15 protein-coding genes, 1 pseudogene and 1 other annotated feature are annotated in these 15,819 nt (G+C 45.2%); of the genes and pseudogenes, 12 read left to right on the top strand and 4 right to left on the bottom strand.

Annotated elements, in window-relative coordinates:
• Positions 1-73 precede the first annotated feature (73 nt).
• A complete protein-coding gene (arcB, locus tag D908_RS16720; protein ID WP_005522508.1) occupies positions 74-2,431 on the top strand; it encodes an aerobic respiration two-component sensor histidine kinase ArcB in 2,358 nt (785 codons plus the stop codon).
• 57 nt (positions 2,432-2,488) lie between these two features.
• On the opposite strand, the gene arcA is transcribed toward arcB, so the two are convergent.
• Positions 2,489-3,205 carry a two-component system response regulator ArcA gene (arcA, locus tag D908_RS16725; protein WP_005522506.1) on the bottom strand — a complete coding sequence of 239 codons (717 nt, stop codon included), beginning with the start codon at positions 3,203-3,205 and terminating at the stop codon, positions 2,489-2,491.
• A gap of 315 nt (positions 3,206-3,520) precedes the next feature.
• On the opposite strand from arcA, the gene D908_RS16730 reads away from it, so the two are divergent.
• Together D908_RS16730 and D908_RS16735 are read left to right on the top strand one after the other, a co-directional pair.
• Positions 3,521-3,910 (top strand): DUF3293 domain-containing protein, encoded by a 390-nt coding sequence (locus tag D908_RS16730; RefSeq protein WP_000975540.1) that lies wholly within the window; start codon positions 3,521-3,523, stop codon positions 3,908-3,910.
• A gap of 22 nt (positions 3,911-3,932) precedes the next feature.
• Entirely contained in the window at positions 3,933-4,418 is a 486-nt protein-coding gene (locus D908_RS16735) for a putative 4-hydroxy-4-methyl-2-oxoglutarate aldolase (RefSeq protein WP_001204898.1), read from the top strand.
• On the opposite strand, the gene D908_RS16740 is transcribed toward D908_RS16735, so the two are convergent.
• On the bottom strand, positions 4,415-4,843 hold the full coding sequence (locus tag D908_RS16740) for a hypothetical protein (RefSeq protein WP_032467507.1): 429 nt from the start codon (positions 4,841-4,843) through the stop codon (positions 4,415-4,417). The two genes, D908_RS16735 and D908_RS16740, sit on opposite strands and share 4 nt — an antisense overlap.
• A gap of 270 nt (positions 4,844-5,113) precedes the next feature.
• On the opposite strand from D908_RS16740, the pseudogene thrL reads away from it, so the two are divergent.
• The 4 genes and pseudogenes from thrL to thrC all read left to right on the top strand — a co-directional run bounded on the left by thrL (position 5,114) and on the right by thrC (position 10,024).
• Positions 5,114-5,226 (top strand): annotated as a pseudogene (thrL, locus tag D908_RS23005) (thr operon leader peptide).
• Positions 5,161-5,280, top strand: a sequence feature (Thr leader region). (Overlaps the previous pseudogene by 66 nt.)
• A 30-nt stretch (positions 5,281-5,310) precedes the next feature.
• The gene (thrA, locus tag D908_RS16745) at positions 5,311-7,770 is read left to right on the top strand and encodes a bifunctional aspartate kinase/homoserine dehydrogenase I (RefSeq protein WP_005522504.1); all 2,460 of its coding nucleotides are present in this window, start codon (positions 5,311-5,313) and stop codon (positions 7,768-7,770) included.
• Between the two features lie 20 nt (positions 7,771-7,790).
• Positions 7,791-8,747: a homoserine kinase gene (gene thrB, locus D908_RS16750; RefSeq protein WP_000118022.1), complete on the top strand. Its 957-nt coding sequence runs from the start codon at positions 7,791-7,793 to the stop codon at positions 8,745-8,747.
• Entirely contained in the window at positions 8,744-10,024 is a 1,281-nt protein-coding gene (gene thrC / locus D908_RS16755) for a threonine synthase (protein WP_005522503.1), read from the top strand. Before thrB ends, thrC begins: the two co-directional genes overlap by 4 nt.
• Before the next feature lie 79 nt (positions 10,025-10,103).
• On the opposite strand, the gene grcA is transcribed toward thrC, so the two are convergent.
• Positions 10,104-10,481 (bottom strand): autonomous glycyl radical cofactor GrcA, encoded by a 378-nt coding sequence (grcA, locus tag D908_RS16760; protein ID WP_000614135.1) that lies wholly within the window; start codon positions 10,479-10,481, stop codon positions 10,104-10,106.
• A gap of 345 nt (positions 10,482-10,826) precedes the next feature.
• Between grcA and nfo the strand changes: the two genes are divergently transcribed.
• The 4 genes from nfo (at position 10,827) to D908_RS16775 (ending at position 13,391) form a co-directional block, all read left to right on the top strand.
• Complete coding sequence (nfo, locus tag D908_RS16765) at positions 10,827-11,681, top strand: deoxyribonuclease IV (protein ID WP_000273046.1); 855 nt, start codon at positions 10,827-10,829, stop codon at positions 11,679-11,681.
• Positions 11,682-11,759: 78 nt separating this feature from the next.
• On the top strand, positions 11,760-11,882 hold the full coding sequence (locus D908_RS22920; RefSeq protein WP_100068110.1) for a hypothetical protein: 123 nt from the start codon (positions 11,760-11,762) through the stop codon (positions 11,880-11,882).
• A 188-nt stretch (positions 11,883-12,070) separates the two neighbouring features.
• A complete protein-coding gene (ung, locus tag D908_RS16770) occupies positions 12,071-12,751 on the top strand; it encodes a uracil-DNA glycosylase (protein WP_000004499.1) in 681 nt (226 codons plus the stop codon).
• A gap of 88 nt (positions 12,752-12,839) precedes the next feature.
• Positions 12,840-13,391, top strand: coding sequence for a hemerythrin domain-containing protein (locus D908_RS16775; RefSeq protein ID WP_005522496.1), 552 nt, complete (start codon positions 12,840-12,842; stop codon positions 13,389-13,391).
• Positions 13,392-13,473: 82 nt separating this feature from the next.
• Here the strand turns inward: D908_RS16775 and D908_RS16780 are convergent, their stop codons facing one another.
• Positions 13,474-13,653, bottom strand: a complete 180-nt coding sequence (locus D908_RS16780) for a DUF3545 family protein (protein ID WP_000343853.1) — start codon at positions 13,651-13,653, stop codon at positions 13,474-13,476.
• Positions 13,654-14,347: 694 nt separating this feature from the next.
• Between D908_RS16780 and D908_RS16785 the strand changes: the two genes are divergently transcribed.
• The gene (locus D908_RS16785; RefSeq protein WP_005522491.1) at positions 14,348-15,778 is read left to right on the top strand and encodes an alanine/glycine:cation symporter family protein; all 1,431 of its coding nucleotides are present in this window, start codon (positions 14,348-14,350) and stop codon (positions 15,776-15,778) included.
• Positions 15,779-15,819: the final 41 nt, after the last annotated feature.

Here is a 15,819-nt window from a genome sequence, read left to right as displayed (position 1 = left end):
TTGTGATAAGTGCAGCTAACGTTTGCTTTGTAAACAAGCTAGACTAATGGCTCTTTATCTGACGGAGCTGTGAATGAAACCGATGAAAAATCTTGCCCAGTATTATGTCGATTTATTGGTCAAACTAGGCATTTTACGTTTTTCTATTCTCTTGGCTCTCGCTTTGGTTGCGTTGGCGGTGGTGGTGCAAGTTGGCATCACCTTGATCCTCAATGGATTTGTTGATGACATTGATATTATCCGCTCCGTATTCTTTGGCTTGCTCATCACGCCTTGGGCGGTTTATTTCCTTTCAGTGGTCGTGGATCAGCTTGAAGAGTCTCGTCAACGTCTCTCGAAATTGGTTTCCAAACTGAAAGATATGCGCTCGCGCGATCAAGAACTTAATCAAAAGCTTCAACAAAACATCGTTAAATTAAATCAAGAAATTGAAGAACGGATTAAGGCGGAAGAAGCACGCGAAGAAGCCATGCTCGATCTTGAAAATGAAGTGTACCAACGTGAGAAAACCCAGCTTGAACTGGCTGAGCGTACCGCCTTGTTGCGTTCATTCATCGATGCCTCTCCCGATTTGATTTATTACCGTAATGCTAAAGGTGAGTTCTCTGGCTGTAACCGAGCTATGGAAGAGTTAACCGGAAAACGCGAAAGTGAACTGGTGGGTTTAACCCCATGGGACGTGTATCGCAAAGAGATCGCCCAATCGATTGTGGAAACCGATCAGCAAGTTTTCAATCACAATACCGCAATCACCTATGAGCAATGGCTGGAATACCCTGATGGCCGCAAGAGCTTTTTTGAGCTGCGCAAAGTGCCCTTCTACAGTAAAGATGGGCGTCACCTTGGTTTGGTTGGTTTTGGCCGTGATATCACCGAACGTAAGCGCCACGAAGAATCATTAGAGAAAGCCAGCCGTGATAAAACCACCTTCATTTCGACGATTAGCCATGAGTTGCGCACGCCACTCAATGGCATTGTTGGCCTCAGTCGCATGTTGCTGGATACACCGTTAAGCAGTGAGCAGCGTAAACATCTGCAAACGATCAATGTCAGTGCAGTGACGCTCGGTAACATCTTTAACGACATTATTGATATGGATAAGTTTGACCGCCGCAAGCTTGAGCTTTTCCCTGCAGCGCTCAATTTCGAAGAGTTTGTGGCTGAAATCGAAGTGCTAGCGGCTTTGATGGCGGAGCAAAAAGGGTTACGGTTTGATTTGGAACGTTTGACTGATTTACCTTCGTTGGTGGAAGTGGATGCTACACGCCTGCGCCAAGTATTGTGGAACCTGATCAGCAACGCTATGAAGTTCACCAAAGAAGGTAGCGTCGTGATGACGGTTAGCGCAGAATGTGATGAGCAGCATGCTGATATCACCATTGAAGTGGAAGATACGGGCATTGGCATTCCAGAAGAAGAGCAGGAAAAAATCTTTGCCATGTATTATCAGGTCAAGTCAGGCAAAGATAACTTGCATGCCGTGGGAACAGGGATTGGCTTAGCGGTATCACGCCAGTTGATAAAATTGATGGGCGGCGATATCAGCGTCAATAGTGAAGAAGGGTTTGGTAGTACCTTTACCGTGACGATCCGTGTGCCACTTTTGGCAGATGCTCCTGTCACTGTTGAACCACAAGAACCGCAAACTCAGCTCAATATTTTCATGGTTGAAGATATTGAACTGAACATTACTGTCGCACGTTCATTGCTTGAAAGCATGGGACATAAAGTCACAGTAGCGATGACGGGTGAAGAGGCTATCCAGCGATTTAATCCGACTGACTATGACCTAGTGTTTCTCGATATCCAGTTACCGGATATGACAGGATTCGATATTGCTCAATATTATCGAGCTCATTATTCCTCATTGCCGCCACTGGTAGCCTTAACAGCCAATGTTTTGAAAGATAAAGAAGAATATCGCCAGAAAGGAATGGATGCCGCAATCAGCAAGCCTTTATCTGTTGCCGCTGTTCGCGAAGTAATAGCCAAAGTTAGCAATGGTCTTGAATGTGATGTTCCTTCTATCGAAGTGACTTCGACGCCAAAAGAACTGCCTCAGGATGTATATCAGCAGTTACTCGATCTCGAGATGCTGCAATCCTATGTTGAAATTGTGGGTAGTCAGCCCGTCATCGATAGTGTGACCTTATTTGAGCAGTCGATGCCTGCTTATCTTGCTGTGTTGGATTCCAATATGGTCGCTAAAGATAAACAAGGGATTGTCAGTGAAGCGCATAAAATCAAAGGTGCGGCAGGTTCGGTAGGACTTAAGCGGATCCAAAAAATTGCTCAAAAGGCACAATCACCGGAAGCTCCAGCATGGTGGGAAAACATCAGTGATTGGGTTGAGGAGATCAAAAATGAATATCAATCGGATATTACGCTATTAAGGCAGTGGCTTACTCAGCAAGCAGACTCAAATAAGTGATTAAAAAAGACCCTAGCATAGCTAGGGTCTAATTCATTTTGGGCTCACTAAGGTGAATTAGTCTTCTAAATCACCACAGAAGCGGTAGCCTTCACCGTGAATGGTCGCGATGATTTCCGGTGTGCCTGAAATAGACTCGAAGTGCTTACGGATACGGCGGATAGTAACGTCCACAGTACGGTCGTGTGGCTTCAGCTCACGTCCAGTCATCTTCTTCAGCAGGTCAGCACGAGTTTGGATTTTGCCTGGGTTCTCGCAGAAGTGCAGTAATGCACGGAATTCTGAACGAGGTAGCTTGTAGCTATCACCATCAGGGCTCACCAGTGAGCGGCTGTTAATATCCAGTTCCCAACCATTGAACACGTATTTTTCAACGCTGCGTTTTTCTTCTTGCGTGGTGCCAGCATGCATAGAGCGGCTTAGCAGGTTACGAGCACGAATCGTTAATTCACGTGGGTTGAACGGTTTGGTGATGTAATCATCTGCGCCAATTTCTAGGCCCAGAATCTTATCCACTTCATTGTCGCGACCAGTCAGGAACATGAGCGCTACATCCGCTTGCTCGCGCAGTTCGCGTGCTAGCAGTAGGCCATTCTTACCTGGCAGGTTGATGTCCATAATCACCAAGTTGATTGGATAATCGGCCAGCACTTGGTGCATCTCTTCACCATTGCTGGCCTCAAAAACAGCGTATCCCTCTGCTTCAAAAATACTCTTAAGAGTGTTACGAGTTACTTGCTCGTCTTCGACGATAAGGATCTGCGGGGTTTGCATTTGCGTTACCTAAACTTGTGAAAAAATCGTGCTAGTAGAACTCATTCTAGGCAAAAAGATTACATACCGGTTAGTTATGTTAACAATAAAGTAAAAAATCTAATTAACATCACTACTTTTTGTCCGCCATCCTTGGTGTAACTAGTTATGAGGACTCCCATTCTCAAGAGGTTCTACTAGTCTATGGGGCGGATTCTATAATGTTAACAGCATGCTAACAACGCCCGAATGTTAATTCCAATCACTTTGTTGATTTACATCAAGAGTTAGAATGTAACAGATATTAAGAACAATAACGAGTTGTAAACTTACCAAATGATGAAGATAGACGCTAGCCTTTGGCAGGCTTATCAATCAGTGAAATTTGCCTTTGAAAAGCCAGTAAATTGGTCGTTTTATTGCATAATTACCGCATGGAACCCTAAGAGTATTCGCTTGTCAGATGATGAGAATTGCGTAAATAATCAACGTTTACAGCAATGCTTGATCGATTATGATTGGTTGAAAGTGAGGGTAGGAGACTCTCAGTTTCAGTGGTTTGAAGATAGTTTTGCTGTAGTTATGCCGCTTTCAGAAGCCCGATCGCTGGCGCAGAGATTTGCTCAAAACGCGATCTATTTTGTACAAGAAGGTGAACTTTACCTCTGTTCTTGTATTGATGATCATGAGCTTTATCTCGGGCCAATCCGAAATCAACAAATCTGAAAAATAAAATCATGGAGGAATGATGAGAGATATAACCCCAGATCTTTGCGATAAGTACGAATCGCAAGTGACTTTACTCAATCTGCCACTGCAAAACTTTGGACAGCGTAGTGCTTTTTGGGGAGAGATTGTGACCGTTCGTTGCTATCACGATAACTCGAAAGTTCGTGATGTGCTGAGCCAAAATGGCAAAGGCAAAGTATTGGTTGTTGATGGTCATGGTTCATGTCACAAAGCGTTGATGGGTGACCAGTTAGCGATTTTAGCAATCGAAAATGATTGGGAAGGCGTAATTGTGTATGGTGCCGTGCGTGATGTTGTTGCTATGTCAGAAATGGATTTGGGCATCAAAGCGTTAGGTGCTTGTCCCTTCAAAACGGAGAAACGTGGCGCTGGGCAAGTTAATGTGACGTTGACCATGCAAAATCAGATCGTTGAACCCGGTGACTACCTATATGCGGATTGGAATGGCATCTTGATGTCTGAAACACCGCTTGAAGTTAGCTAAAAACGAAAACCAATACCGAACTCGACACCTTGCTGCCATTCTTGGTAATCCAGTGTGGCATGCAAGTCGAGATTTTCCTTCAACTTCAATCGGCTAGTCAGTTCAGCAGAAATGGCAGATTCTTTGTTGCTGTTGTTTTCTGGCTTTGAAAATGTACGCAATGCACTATTAAAGGAAAGACGCTCGGTGAACTGATAATGGATGCCGCTGAGCAAACCATTTTCGGCACTATTCGTACCACTATTGATGCGAGCGCCCACATACAAATCAATGTCTTCAAATAGGTTGTAGGCATAGCCGCTATCAATCGTCCAACTATCAAAGCCGTGGCTATTGTTATCGCTTGCGATAAATAATTTATGCGGTGAAGCATTGCTTTCAAAAGGTAAGCTAGGAAGCGTTTCTGCCCAAGAAAGCGGAGCTATAGCTGTGATTAGGAATAACCCCCAAACGTTCACACTCACTCCTCAGGTTGCATAGAGAATTTATCGGTAAACTCAATTTAAGCACAAAAAATCACACTGTACCGGAAGAACGTTATAGCGATTTGTTATTTCTATATAGACATTTTATTGATTGTTGCTTATCGCATTGTGCGAATTAGAAAACTCATCACTTAATCGTGGATTTTTAAAATCGTAGATAAAAAAATCAGATTTTCGTTGACGAATCGAACGCAAATGGGTTAAACGTATTTGCAAGCAAACACACAGATAGACAGAAAACACGTATGTTGAATCACAGCCAGGCAGTAATGACCACCATTATTACCATTACCGACACGTCGCATGTTGGGGCAGGCTGCTGAGCGCAAAATTTCACAAAAAAGGCCTGTATCCCAACCGATACAGGCCTTTTTTTATACCCGTTTTTAATGCATTTGGAGGAAGGGATGCGAGTATTAAAGTTTGGAGGTTCATCGCTGGCGGATCCGGAGCGTTTTCTACGCGCTGCTGACATCATCGCCAATAATGCACAGCAGGAAGAGGTGGCCGTTGTCCTCTCTGCTCCGGGCAAAACGACCAATAAACTGGTGGCGGTGATTGAAAGTGCGTTATCCCGTGGTGAAGCGGAATCGCAAGTTGTTGAATTGGAAAGTTCTTTTTATGCCTTGCTTGATGGAATTAAAGAGCAGCTCCCAAATCTAGATGGAACTGCTTATAACAACCAAGTGCATTCATCAATGAGTCAACTGCGCCAGTTTGTGCATGGCATAACTCTGCTGGGTATGTGCCCAGATAACGTCAATGCGCGGATCATCAGTAAAGGTGAGCGTGTTTCTATTCAACTGATGAAAGCCGTTATGGAAGCGAAAGGCCTGCCAGCCAATTTGATTGACCCGGTGAAATACCTGCTGGCGAAAGGCGATCATCTGGAAGCTATGGTGGATGTGGAAACCTCTACTCAGCGTTTCAGACAATCGCCATTGCCACAACAGCATGTCAACATCATGCCGGGTTTTACTGCGGGTAATGCTCAAGGTGAACTAGTCTGTTTAGGCCGTAATGGCTCTGATTATTCAGCCGCTGTACTGGCAGCCTGTTTACGTGCGGATTGTTGTGAAATCTGGACGGATGTGGATGGCGTTTACAACTGTGATCCACGTTTGGTCGATGATGCGCGTCTTCTGAAATCGCTCAGCTATCAAGAAGCGATGGAGCTTTCTTACTTCGGTGCATCTGTGCTGCATCCTAAAACGATTGCTCCGATTGCCCAATTCCAAATCCCTTGCCTGATTAAAAACAGTTTCAACCCACAGGGTGCGGGAACACTGATTGGCCAAGATACTGGCGAAGACAAACTTGCAATCAAAGGCATCACCACACTAAATAGCCTGACCATGGTTAACGTTTCCGGCCCGGGAATGAAAGGCATGGTGGGTATGGCGAGCCGTGTGTTTGGCGCGATGTCAGCAGCGGATGTGTCGATTGTGCTCATCACTCAATCTTCTTCTGAATACAGCATCAGTTTCTGTATTGAAGCACAACATAAGGCTTTGGCACAGCAAGCACTGGCGGAAACGTTTGAACTGGAACTCAAAGATGGTTTGCTTGAGCCAGTTGAGTTTGTGGATGACGTCGCCATCATCACTCTAGTTGGTGACGGTATGCGCACTTCGCGCGGTGTGGCCTCGCAATTCTTTGCTTCACTCGCTGAAGTGCATGTTAACGTGATTGCGATTGCGCAAGGTTCCTCTGAGCGCGCGATTTCTGCAGTGATCCCTGATGATAAAATTTCGGAAGCGATCAAAGCCTGTCACGAAAATCTCTTCAACTCTAAGCACTTCTTAGATGTGTTTGTTGTTGGTGTGGGTGGCGTTGGCGGTGAGCTGGTCGATCAGATCCAGCGTCAACAAGCTAAGCTCGCAGAAAAAGGCATCATGATGCGCGTATGTGGTTTGGCAAACAGTAAAGGCATGCTGCTTGATAGCCGTGGTCTGCCTCTTGAGCAGTGGCGTGATCGCATGGTCAATGCTGATCAAGCCTTTAGCTTAGCGAACCTAGTGGCCTTGGTGCAGCGTAATCATATCATTAACCCTGTGTTGGTGGATTGCACTTCCAGTGATGAAATTGCTAACCAATATGCTGATTTCCTCGCTGCGGGGTTCCATGTGGTGACCCCGAACAAGAAAGCCAATACGGCGAGCATGAGTTACTACCACCAGTTGCGTGATGTGGCTCGTCACTCGCGTCGTAAATTGATGTATGAAACGACCGTCGGTGCGGGTTTACCGGTTATTGAAAACTTACAAAACCTGATTGCAGCAGGGGACGAGCTGGAAAAATTCAGCGGCATTCTCTCTGGTTCTCTCTCCTTTATCTTTGGCAAATTGGATGAAGGCATGACTTTGAGCCAAGCGACTCTGCTGGCAAAAGAAAAAGGCTTTACTGAACCTGATCCGCGCGATGATCTTTCTGGTATGGATGTGGCACGCAAACTACTGATTTTGGCGCGTGAAGCTGGTTATGAACTTGAGCTGAGCGATGTCAATGTCGAGCAGGCGCTACCCGCTGGTTTTGATGCTTCCGGTAGTGTTGAAGAGTTTATGGCTCGTTTACCACAAGCAGACGCTGCTTTTGCAGAGCGAGTAGCGCAAGCGAAAGCAGAAGGAAAAGTGTTGCGCTATGTAGCACAAATCGTCGATGGTCAGTGCCAAGTTCGCATTGTCGCGGTGGATGAAAACGATCCTATGTTCAAAGTGAAAGAAGGCGAAAACGCGCTGGCATTTTATAGCCGCTATTACCAGCCAATTCCACTGGTACTGCGTGGCTATGGTGCAGGGTCAGAAGTTACAGCGGCAGGCGTATTCTCAGATGTAATGCGTACACTCGGTTGGAAATTAGGGGTTTAATAGAAATGAGTTCAGGTGACATGAGTGTTGTGGTGTACGCACCCGCTTCAATTGGTAATGTCAGTGTCGGTTTTGATGTGTTGGGGGCTGCCGTGTCCCCAATTGATGGCACTTTGCTTGGCGATCGAGTGAAAGTGGAAGCTGGGGCTGAACCTTTCGCGCTGAAAACCGCAGGTCGATTTGTGGATAAGCTGCCAACGAATCCACAAGAAAACATTGTGTATGATTGCTGGCAAGTATTCGCTCGTGAACTAGAGAAAAAGTCGGTAACGCTTAAGCCCTTGACCATGACGCTCGAAAAAAATATGCCGATTGGTTCTGGATTAGGTTCAAGTGCTTGCTCGATTGTAGCTGCATTGGATGCGTTGAATCAGTTTCACGCGAGTCCTCTGGATGAAACTGAGCTTCTGGCGCTGATGGGGGAAATGGAAGGCAAGATCTCTGGCAGCATCCATTATGACAACGTCGCACCTTGCTATTTAGGTGGCGTGCAGTTGATGCTCGAAGAACTCGGTATCATCAGTCAATCAGTACCTTGCTTTGATGATTGGTATTGGGTCATGGCCTATCCGGGCATTAAAGTTTCGACTGCGGAAGCTCGCGCCATTCTGCCAGCGCAGTACCGACGCCAAGATATCGTTGCGCACGGTCGCTATCTCGCCGGATTTATTCATGCTTGCCATACTCAGCAACCTGAGTTAGCTGCAAAAATGATCAAAGACGTGATCGCCGAACCCTATCGTGAGAAACTGCTGCCGGGTTTTGCCAAGGCACGTAGCTACGCAGCCTCAGCAGGTGCGCTGGCGACGGGGATCTCGGGGAGTGGTCCGACTCTGTTTAGTGTGTGTAAAGAGCAAGCGGTGGCTGAACGTGTAGCACGTTGGCTTGAGCAAAACTATGTCCAAAATGAAGAAGGATTCGTCCACATTTGTCGCCTAGACAAGCAAGGTTCGAAAGTAACAGGAAGTGAGCTATGAAGCTGTACAACATAAAAGAAAATGATGAACAAGTCTCCTTTGGCCAAGCCGTTCGCCAAGGGTTAGGTCGCAACCAAGGCCTGTTCTTTCCGGCAGAGTTGCCGAAGTTTGAGGATATTGATGCCCTATTAGCGGAAGATTTCGTCTCTCGTAGCAGCAAGATTTTATCGGCTTTGATCGGTGATGAACTCCCAGCCGATAAAGTTCGCGCTATGGTGGATTCTGCCTTTCAATTTGCAGCCCCCATTGCCAAAGTTAAAGAGGGTGTTTACGCATTGGAACTGTTCCATGGTCCAACGCTCGCGTTTAAAGACTTTGGTGGCCGTTTTATGGCGCAATCTCTTGCCGCTGTATCGAATGGTGGAAAAATCACTATTTTGACCGCAACGTCAGGAGATACAGGTGCGGCTGTTGCTCATGCTTTTTATGGCATGGAAGACATTAATGTCGTGATCCTCTATCCGAAAGGCAAAATCAGTCCACTTCAAGAAAAGCTGTTCTGCACACTAGGTAAAAACATTCACACCGTTGCGATCAATGGTGATTTTGATGCGTGCCAAGCGCTGGTTAAACAAGCTTTTGATGACGCAGAACTGCGTCAACAAATCGGTTTGAACTCGGCCAACTCGATCAATATCAGTCGCTTGATGGCGCAAATCTGCTACTACTTTGAAGCTGCAGCACAAATGAGCAAAGTAGAGCGTGAAAATCTGGTTATCTCAGTACCAAGCGGTAACTTCGGTAACCTAACGGCGGGTATGTTGGCTAAAGCCCTCGGCTTGCCAGTGAAACGCTTTATTGCGGCAACCAATGCCAACGATACCGTTCCGCGTTACTTAGAAACGGGACGTTGGGAACCAAAACCGACTGTTGCGACCACTTCAAATGCGATGGATGTCAGCCAACCTAACAACTGGCCGCGTATCGAAGAGCTTTGTCAGCGTCTGGGATGGGGATTGGAAACCTTGGGTAAAGGTGCAGTCTCTGACGAGGAAAGTGCACAAGCAGTACAAGAACTTTATGATTTAGGCTATTTGTGTGAGCCGCATGGTTCGATTGCTTACCGTGTATTGGAAGAGCAGCGTCAGCCACAAGAAACTGGGCTTTTCTTGTGTACAGCACACCCAGCCAAATTTAAGGAAGTGGTGGATGACATTTTAGGCACCGACATTGAACTGCCTGCACCGCTTGCTAAACATGCTGCGATGGAGTTGCTTTCTCAAGAGTTGGATGCTGATTTCGCAGCTCTGCGTGTGTTACTGGTGAGTGTGAAGTAATCCCTCGATTTGCTAAATCGAAGTCAATAAAAAACGGTGCTCATTGAGCACCGTTTTAGTCTGGATTCTTTACTGACGATTACAGAGATTCAGTGAAAGTACGCGCGATAACGTCGCGTTGCTGTTCTGTAGTCAGAGAGTTGAAACGCACTGCGTAACCAGAAACACGAATAGTCAGCTGTGGGTATTTCTCTGGGTGAGCTACTGCATCTTCTAGTGTTTCACGCTTGAGCACGTTCACGTTCAGGTGTTGGCCACCTTCAATACGTGGTGCAGTTTCGATAGCCACTTCGCGGCTTTCGTATTCACCTAAATCGTTGATGCTAACCACTTGATCAGCTTCAAAGCCTTTCAGTGCCGCAACACAACGCGCTTCGTTCTTTTCGCTGTCAAGCAACCAAATAGAGTTCAGTAGGTCGTCGTTAGCTGCTTTAGTGATTTGGATACCTTGGATCATTACTATCTCCTAGTCCACATCAAGTGGCGTTATTGGTGTTAATTTTCAGATCTTGTTGAGCTGGCTATTATATAGCAAATATCCACACTTCCAATATTGATTTAAGTCAAATAACAACAAAAAACCATTTTTAAACTAAGGTTTGATTTTTGATTTGTATCAATAAATGCTTTAAAAACAATGGTGATTAAATTAATTTTAATAAATCAAAAATAGTTAAGCATTACTTTGTTGTTAATTTACTACACTTTTGTAATCGTACTTGACCCGTGTCAGATAAAATCAGAAAGTTAGTGCTGTGAACTGAAAGTCCGAAGTGATTTAGCAACAATAAGAAGTCGTGTTATGTATGAGAAGTTAATTGGAGCGCATGTTTCTGCCTCCGGTGGTGTTGAGCTTGCGCCTGTTCGAGCGCATGAAATCGGGGCGAATGCGTTTGCTCTGTTTACTAAAAACCAGCGCCAATGGGCAGCTAAACCACTTGAAGCAAGCAGCATTCGTGCTTTCAAAGCAAACTGCAAAAAATGGGGTTTCACCAGTGAGGCGATTTTACCTCACGACTCTTACCTGATTAATTTAGGGGCTCCAGAGCCTGAGAAGTTAGACAAATCACGTGCTGCTTTTGTTGATGAAATGATGCGTTGTGATCAGTTAGGGCTGACTTTGCTTAACTTCCATCCGGGCAGTCATTTGCAGTTGGTATCGGAAGATGAGTGTTTAGCGACGATTGCCGAATCGATCAACTTGGCACACAAAGCTGTGCCGAATGTGATTGCAGTGATAGAAAATACTGCAGGGCAGGGAAGTAACTTGGGCTGGCACTTTGAACACTTAGCGGCAATTATTGACCGAGTTGACGACAAAGAACGTGTTGGGGTGTGTATTGATACCTGCCACACTTTTGCCGCAGGTTATGATTTACGCACTAAAGCTGCGTGTGATGAAACATTTGCTGAATTCGAACGTGTGGTTGGTATGCACTATTTGCGCGCAATGCACATCAATGATTCAAAAGGCAAATTGGCTAGCCGGGTTGACCGTCACCATTCGTTAGGGATGGGGGAGATCGGTTGGGAGTGTTTTGAATATATCGCACAAGATGCCCGATTTAACGGTATCCCTCTGATTTTAGAAACGATTGATCCAGAAATATGGGCGACAGAGATCGCAACATTGCGCAAATTCTCAGAGCAAAAGTAAAAATAATCGGCGAGTTTCACAGATTTGGCATCTTTTTTTCATCATGCTCATTGCCAGCGTTGTAAGAAGGATGCCGCTATGAACTCATTTGCCAACTCAGCTTCTCCTAGTTCCAGACCTGCCGCTCGTCGTCCTGTACCTAATCGACATGTCAACGGGCAAGGCCATCATCGCGCACCACAACCACAAAAGTCTCACTGAGCGTTTCGTAGACTGCGGGGTAAGTGAGTTGTCATCGTCATTTGTTTCAGGAAGTTGGTAGGCTTATGGAGCCTACTTTCTATACCTCTTTGTATGTTGCTTGAAACGAACTCGCTCATCACTTACCTGCAACTTCATGTGGTTTGGGTATACAATGCTGCCGTTAATCATAATTTTTAGGTATTGATATGTCTGAATCACTGACTTGGCACGATGTCATTGGTAATGAAAAGCAGCAGGATTACTTTCAACAAACCATGCAATTTGTTGAAAGTCAGCGTCAGGCTGGAAAAGTCATTTATCCACCAGCAAAAGATGTGTTTAACGCTTTTCGTTTTACTGAATTCGGTGATGTCAAAGTGGTGATTCTGGGGCAAGACCCTTATCATGGCCCGAATCAGGCTCATGGCCTTTGCTTCTCTGTTTTACCAGGCGTGAAAACGCCGCCGTCTTTAGTCAACATCTACAAAGAGCTGGCACAAGATATTCCCGGGTTTCAAATTCCTCAACATGGTTACTTGCAAAGTTGGGCACAGCAGGGCGTGTTGTTATTAAATACTGTGCTGACCGTTGAGCAAGGAATGGCACACTCGCATGCCAATACGGGCTGGGAAACATTTACCGACCGAGTGATTGATGCTCTAAACCAGCATCGTACTGGTTTAGTCTTTTTACTCTGGGGTTCTCATGCTCAGAAGAAAGGGCGGATGATCGATCGCCAGCGTCATCATGTATTAATGGCTCCACACCCATCCCCGCTTTCTGCACATCGAGGCTTCTTAGGGTGCCAGCATTTTTCTAAAACCAATCAAGTACTTCAAGAACAAGGCCTTGCGCCGATAGATTGGCAACCACAGCTCGAAAATTAATTCAATTGGTGATTTTTCGACCAATTTCAAAGCCGCTCTATCAATCCTTATGTACACTTTAAGTTAGTACAGTATGGAGATAGATATGATGATGATGGAACGAATCCGCCGCGAGCACAGTTATATGGTGCGTCTGTTGTCGATTTTACGCCAGAAACTAGAGATGGTGAAAAACGAGCAGCCCATAAACTACAGTCTATTGAAAGAGATTATTGACTACCTAGCCAGCCATTCGGAGAAAGTGCATCACCCTAAAGAAGATATTCTGTATCGCCATTATATGGCGCGTTATGGTGATGAGCAGCAAGTGGTCAATTTGGAACAAGAGCATCAGGCGCTGGCTCAAACCACACACCAGTTTCTAGAAGTCATGGAGATGATCCTCAATGATGCCGTTGTTCCACAAGATGTGTTTATTGAGCAACTAGAAGCTTTTATTCAAGGGCAGAAACAACATCTGGAGTTGGAAGAACAATCGATCTTACCGATGATCAATCAAACATTCTCATTGGAAGATTGGCAGTGTGTTGAAGCCCAATGGCAGGAAAATGAGGATGATCCAGTCTTTGGTGAAACCATTGCGGAGCGCTATGCTCATTTGGCTCGCCGAGTGCGTAAAAGTGAAAGCGAATATACCTAAGCAAAGAAGTGGCGAATGCTTTTAGGCTTAAGGTTTAAAAACAACAAAGGCACGTTATCTCGTGCCTTTGTTGTTTAATTCTCTACATTTTGATGTTGTCTAAATCAAGACATACATCCATGTCCAACAACTCTTTTTCTAGCCGTTTGCGATCTCGAATCGCTTCGATTTCCCGCCACATCCGTTTTACTGGTTTTGAACGACTATTACGAATTTTGGAGATTTCCATTTCCAACAGCTCATCAAAGTGCAGTTCGTCCATAAGTAGCCTCATTATTGTTGTCATCATTCCTTGAGTGCTCTCTAAATAGCACACCTTGAGGAAGCGTAACTATGATTTGTTTCTCATTTGTTTCGTTTTAATGAAGCTTTAATGAGCTTTTGAATGGAATTTCACATTTTTGACCTGTTGTTATCGATGAGAAACCGAACAAAAATTTGAGGCAAACGATTAAATGTTGTCTTTTGTTGTGTTGCGTAAATGTTGTTTTTTAAGATGTCATTATCTGTTGTGGTTGTTTTTTGTTCGAACGATCGCAAAATATGACGTTATGCTGACAAAAATCACTGAAATAAACAGGCACGCTGCGATTCCCAAAGGGTGAGATTTCATTTATGCAATAAAGAGTTTGTGGTGAATAAATGAGCTGGTTTGTTTCTGATTTGTTTGTGTATTGTTTTGCGTTTGTGGTTAATTTGCTTTTTTAGATGTTAATAAAGCGTAACTTTAAGGTGAAAAATAACATTTTAATGCAATTGTTCTCATATTGATTTTTGCGTGGTGAGATTGCATTATCCGCCCGTCAAAAAAATAGGCTGGGTGCTTTTAGAGGCCGTTTCCTGCTCTATCGCACCAAGACATACACGGCAAAAAGATAATTTCAATACCGTATCCGTGTAACAGAAACTCTTACTCATCGGGGTAAGAGCAGCTCATCACTCTATGAGAGGTTCCTGTGACAGACTTAATTAACTTAATGAACGACCTACTATGGGGTTCCATCTTGGTATACCTATTAGTTGGGGTCGGTATCTACTTCACTTTGCGATTGGGTTTTATCCAATTCCGTCATTTCACTCATACTTTCACCGTTCTCAAGAATAGCCGTAAAGCCGATAATGCTGGCATTTCTTCTTTCCAAGCTTTGTGTACCAGCCTTGCTGCACGTGTCGGTACCGGTAACATGGCAGGTGTTGCGGTGGCATTGACCGCCGGTGGACCGGGTGCCATTTTCTGGATGTGGTTGATTGCGATGCTAGGTATGGCTACTTCTTTCGCGGAAAGTACGCTGGCACAGCTGTACAAAACCCGTGATAAAGATGGTAACTACCGTGGCGGCCCTGCGTACTACATGGAAAAAGGCCTTGGCATGCGTTGGATGGGGGTACTGTTCTCTATCTTCCTGATCATCGCTTTTGGTTTGGTGTTCAACGCCGTTCAAGCTAACTCCATCACTAACGCAATGAAAACCGCCTTCGGTTTTGAGCCTATGTTTATTGGGATTGCTATAGTCTTGCTGACGGCGTTTGTTATCTTCGGCGGTATTCGCAAGATTGCACGTACTGCGGAACTTATCGTGCCTTTTATGGCGTTTGCTTATCTAGCGATTGCCCTATTTGTTGTCGTGATGAACTATGAAAAGGTGCCAGACGCAATTAGCCTGATTTTCAAAAGTGCTTTCGGTTTAGAAGAAGCCGCGGCTGGTGGTTTAGGTTATGCGATTGCGCAAGCGATGATCAACGGCGTGAAACGTGGTCTATTCTCTAACGAAGCGGGTATGGGTTCTGCACCTAATGCTGCGGCTTCTGCAACACCTTACCCGCCACATCCTGCTTCACAGGGTTACGTGCAAATGTTGGGTGTATTTATCGATACAATCGTTATCTGTACCGCAACCGTTGCCATCATCCTGATGTCTGGTGAGTACGTGCCTCACGGCGAGCTGACAGGTATTGAGTTGACTCAGCGTGCATTGAGTTCACAAGTGGGTGATTGGGGCGGTATCTTTATTGCCTTCGCGATCTTCTTCTTCGCCTTTACCTCAATTATTGCTAACTACTCGTATGCAGAAACTAACCTGATTTTCCTTGAGCACAACAACAAGAAAGGCCTAGTGCTGTTCCGTTTAGTGTTCTTGAGTATGGTGATGTTTGGCTCGTTGGCGACACTGCCAACCGTATGGGCGATGGCAGATGTGTCGATGGGCTTGATGGCGATTGTTAACCTAGTGGCGATTTTGCTACTCTCTGGCATCGTGATTAAGCTTGCTAAAGATTACAACCGCCAATTGGATGCCGGCAAAGTACCGACCTTCGATGCGAACGATTATCCAGAGCTGAAATCTCAACTCGAAGATGGGATTTGGGATAGCAACAAGGCGTCATAGAAAGTACCGATGCCAGAAATTGAAAAAGCCATGCAGACACC

This window comes from Vibrio mimicus CAIM 602 (assembly GCF_000338875.1).
Lineage (GTDB): Bacteria > Pseudomonadota > Gammaproteobacteria > Enterobacterales > Vibrionaceae > Vibrio > Vibrio mimicus.
This window is presented reverse-complemented; position numbering and strand designations above follow the sequence as displayed.

Coding starts and splice junctions, on each gene's coding strand:
- ung (WP_000004499.1), top strand. CDS start 12,071: ATGTCTGAATCACTGACTTGGCACGATGTCATTGGTAATGAAAAGCAG.
- nfo (WP_000273046.1), top strand. CDS start 10,827: ATGTATGAGAAGTTAATTGGAGCGCATGTTTCTGCCTCCGGTGGTGTT.
- arcA (WP_005522506.1), bottom strand. CDS start 3,205: ATGCAAACCCCGCAGATCCTTATCGTCGAAGACGAGCAAGTAACTCGT.
- D908_RS22920 (WP_100068110.1), top strand. CDS start 11,760: ATGAACTCATTTGCCAACTCAGCTTCTCCTAGTTCCAGACCTGCCGCT.
- D908_RS16775 (WP_005522496.1), top strand. CDS start 12,840: ATGATGATGGAACGAATCCGCCGCGAGCACAGTTATATGGTGCGTCTG.
- grcA (WP_000614135.1), bottom strand. CDS start 10,481: ATGATCCAAGGTATCCAAATCACTAAAGCAGCTAACGACGACCTACTG.
- D908_RS16780 (WP_000343853.1), bottom strand. CDS start 13,653: ATGGACGAACTGCACTTTGATGAGCTGTTGGAAATGGAAATCTCCAAA.
- thrA (WP_005522504.1), top strand. CDS start 5,311: ATGCGAGTATTAAAGTTTGGAGGTTCATCGCTGGCGGATCCGGAGCGT.
- thrC (WP_005522503.1), top strand. CDS start 8,744: ATGAAGCTGTACAACATAAAAGAAAATGATGAACAAGTCTCCTTTGGC.
- arcB (WP_005522508.1), top strand. CDS start 74: ATGAAACCGATGAAAAATCTTGCCCAGTATTATGTCGATTTATTGGTC.
- thrB (WP_000118022.1), top strand. CDS start 7,791: ATGAGTGTTGTGGTGTACGCACCCGCTTCAATTGGTAATGTCAGTGTC.
- D908_RS16735 (WP_001204898.1), top strand. CDS start 3,933: ATGAGAGATATAACCCCAGATCTTTGCGATAAGTACGAATCGCAAGTG.
- D908_RS16730 (WP_000975540.1), top strand. CDS start 3,521: ATGATGAAGATAGACGCTAGCCTTTGGCAGGCTTATCAATCAGTGAAA.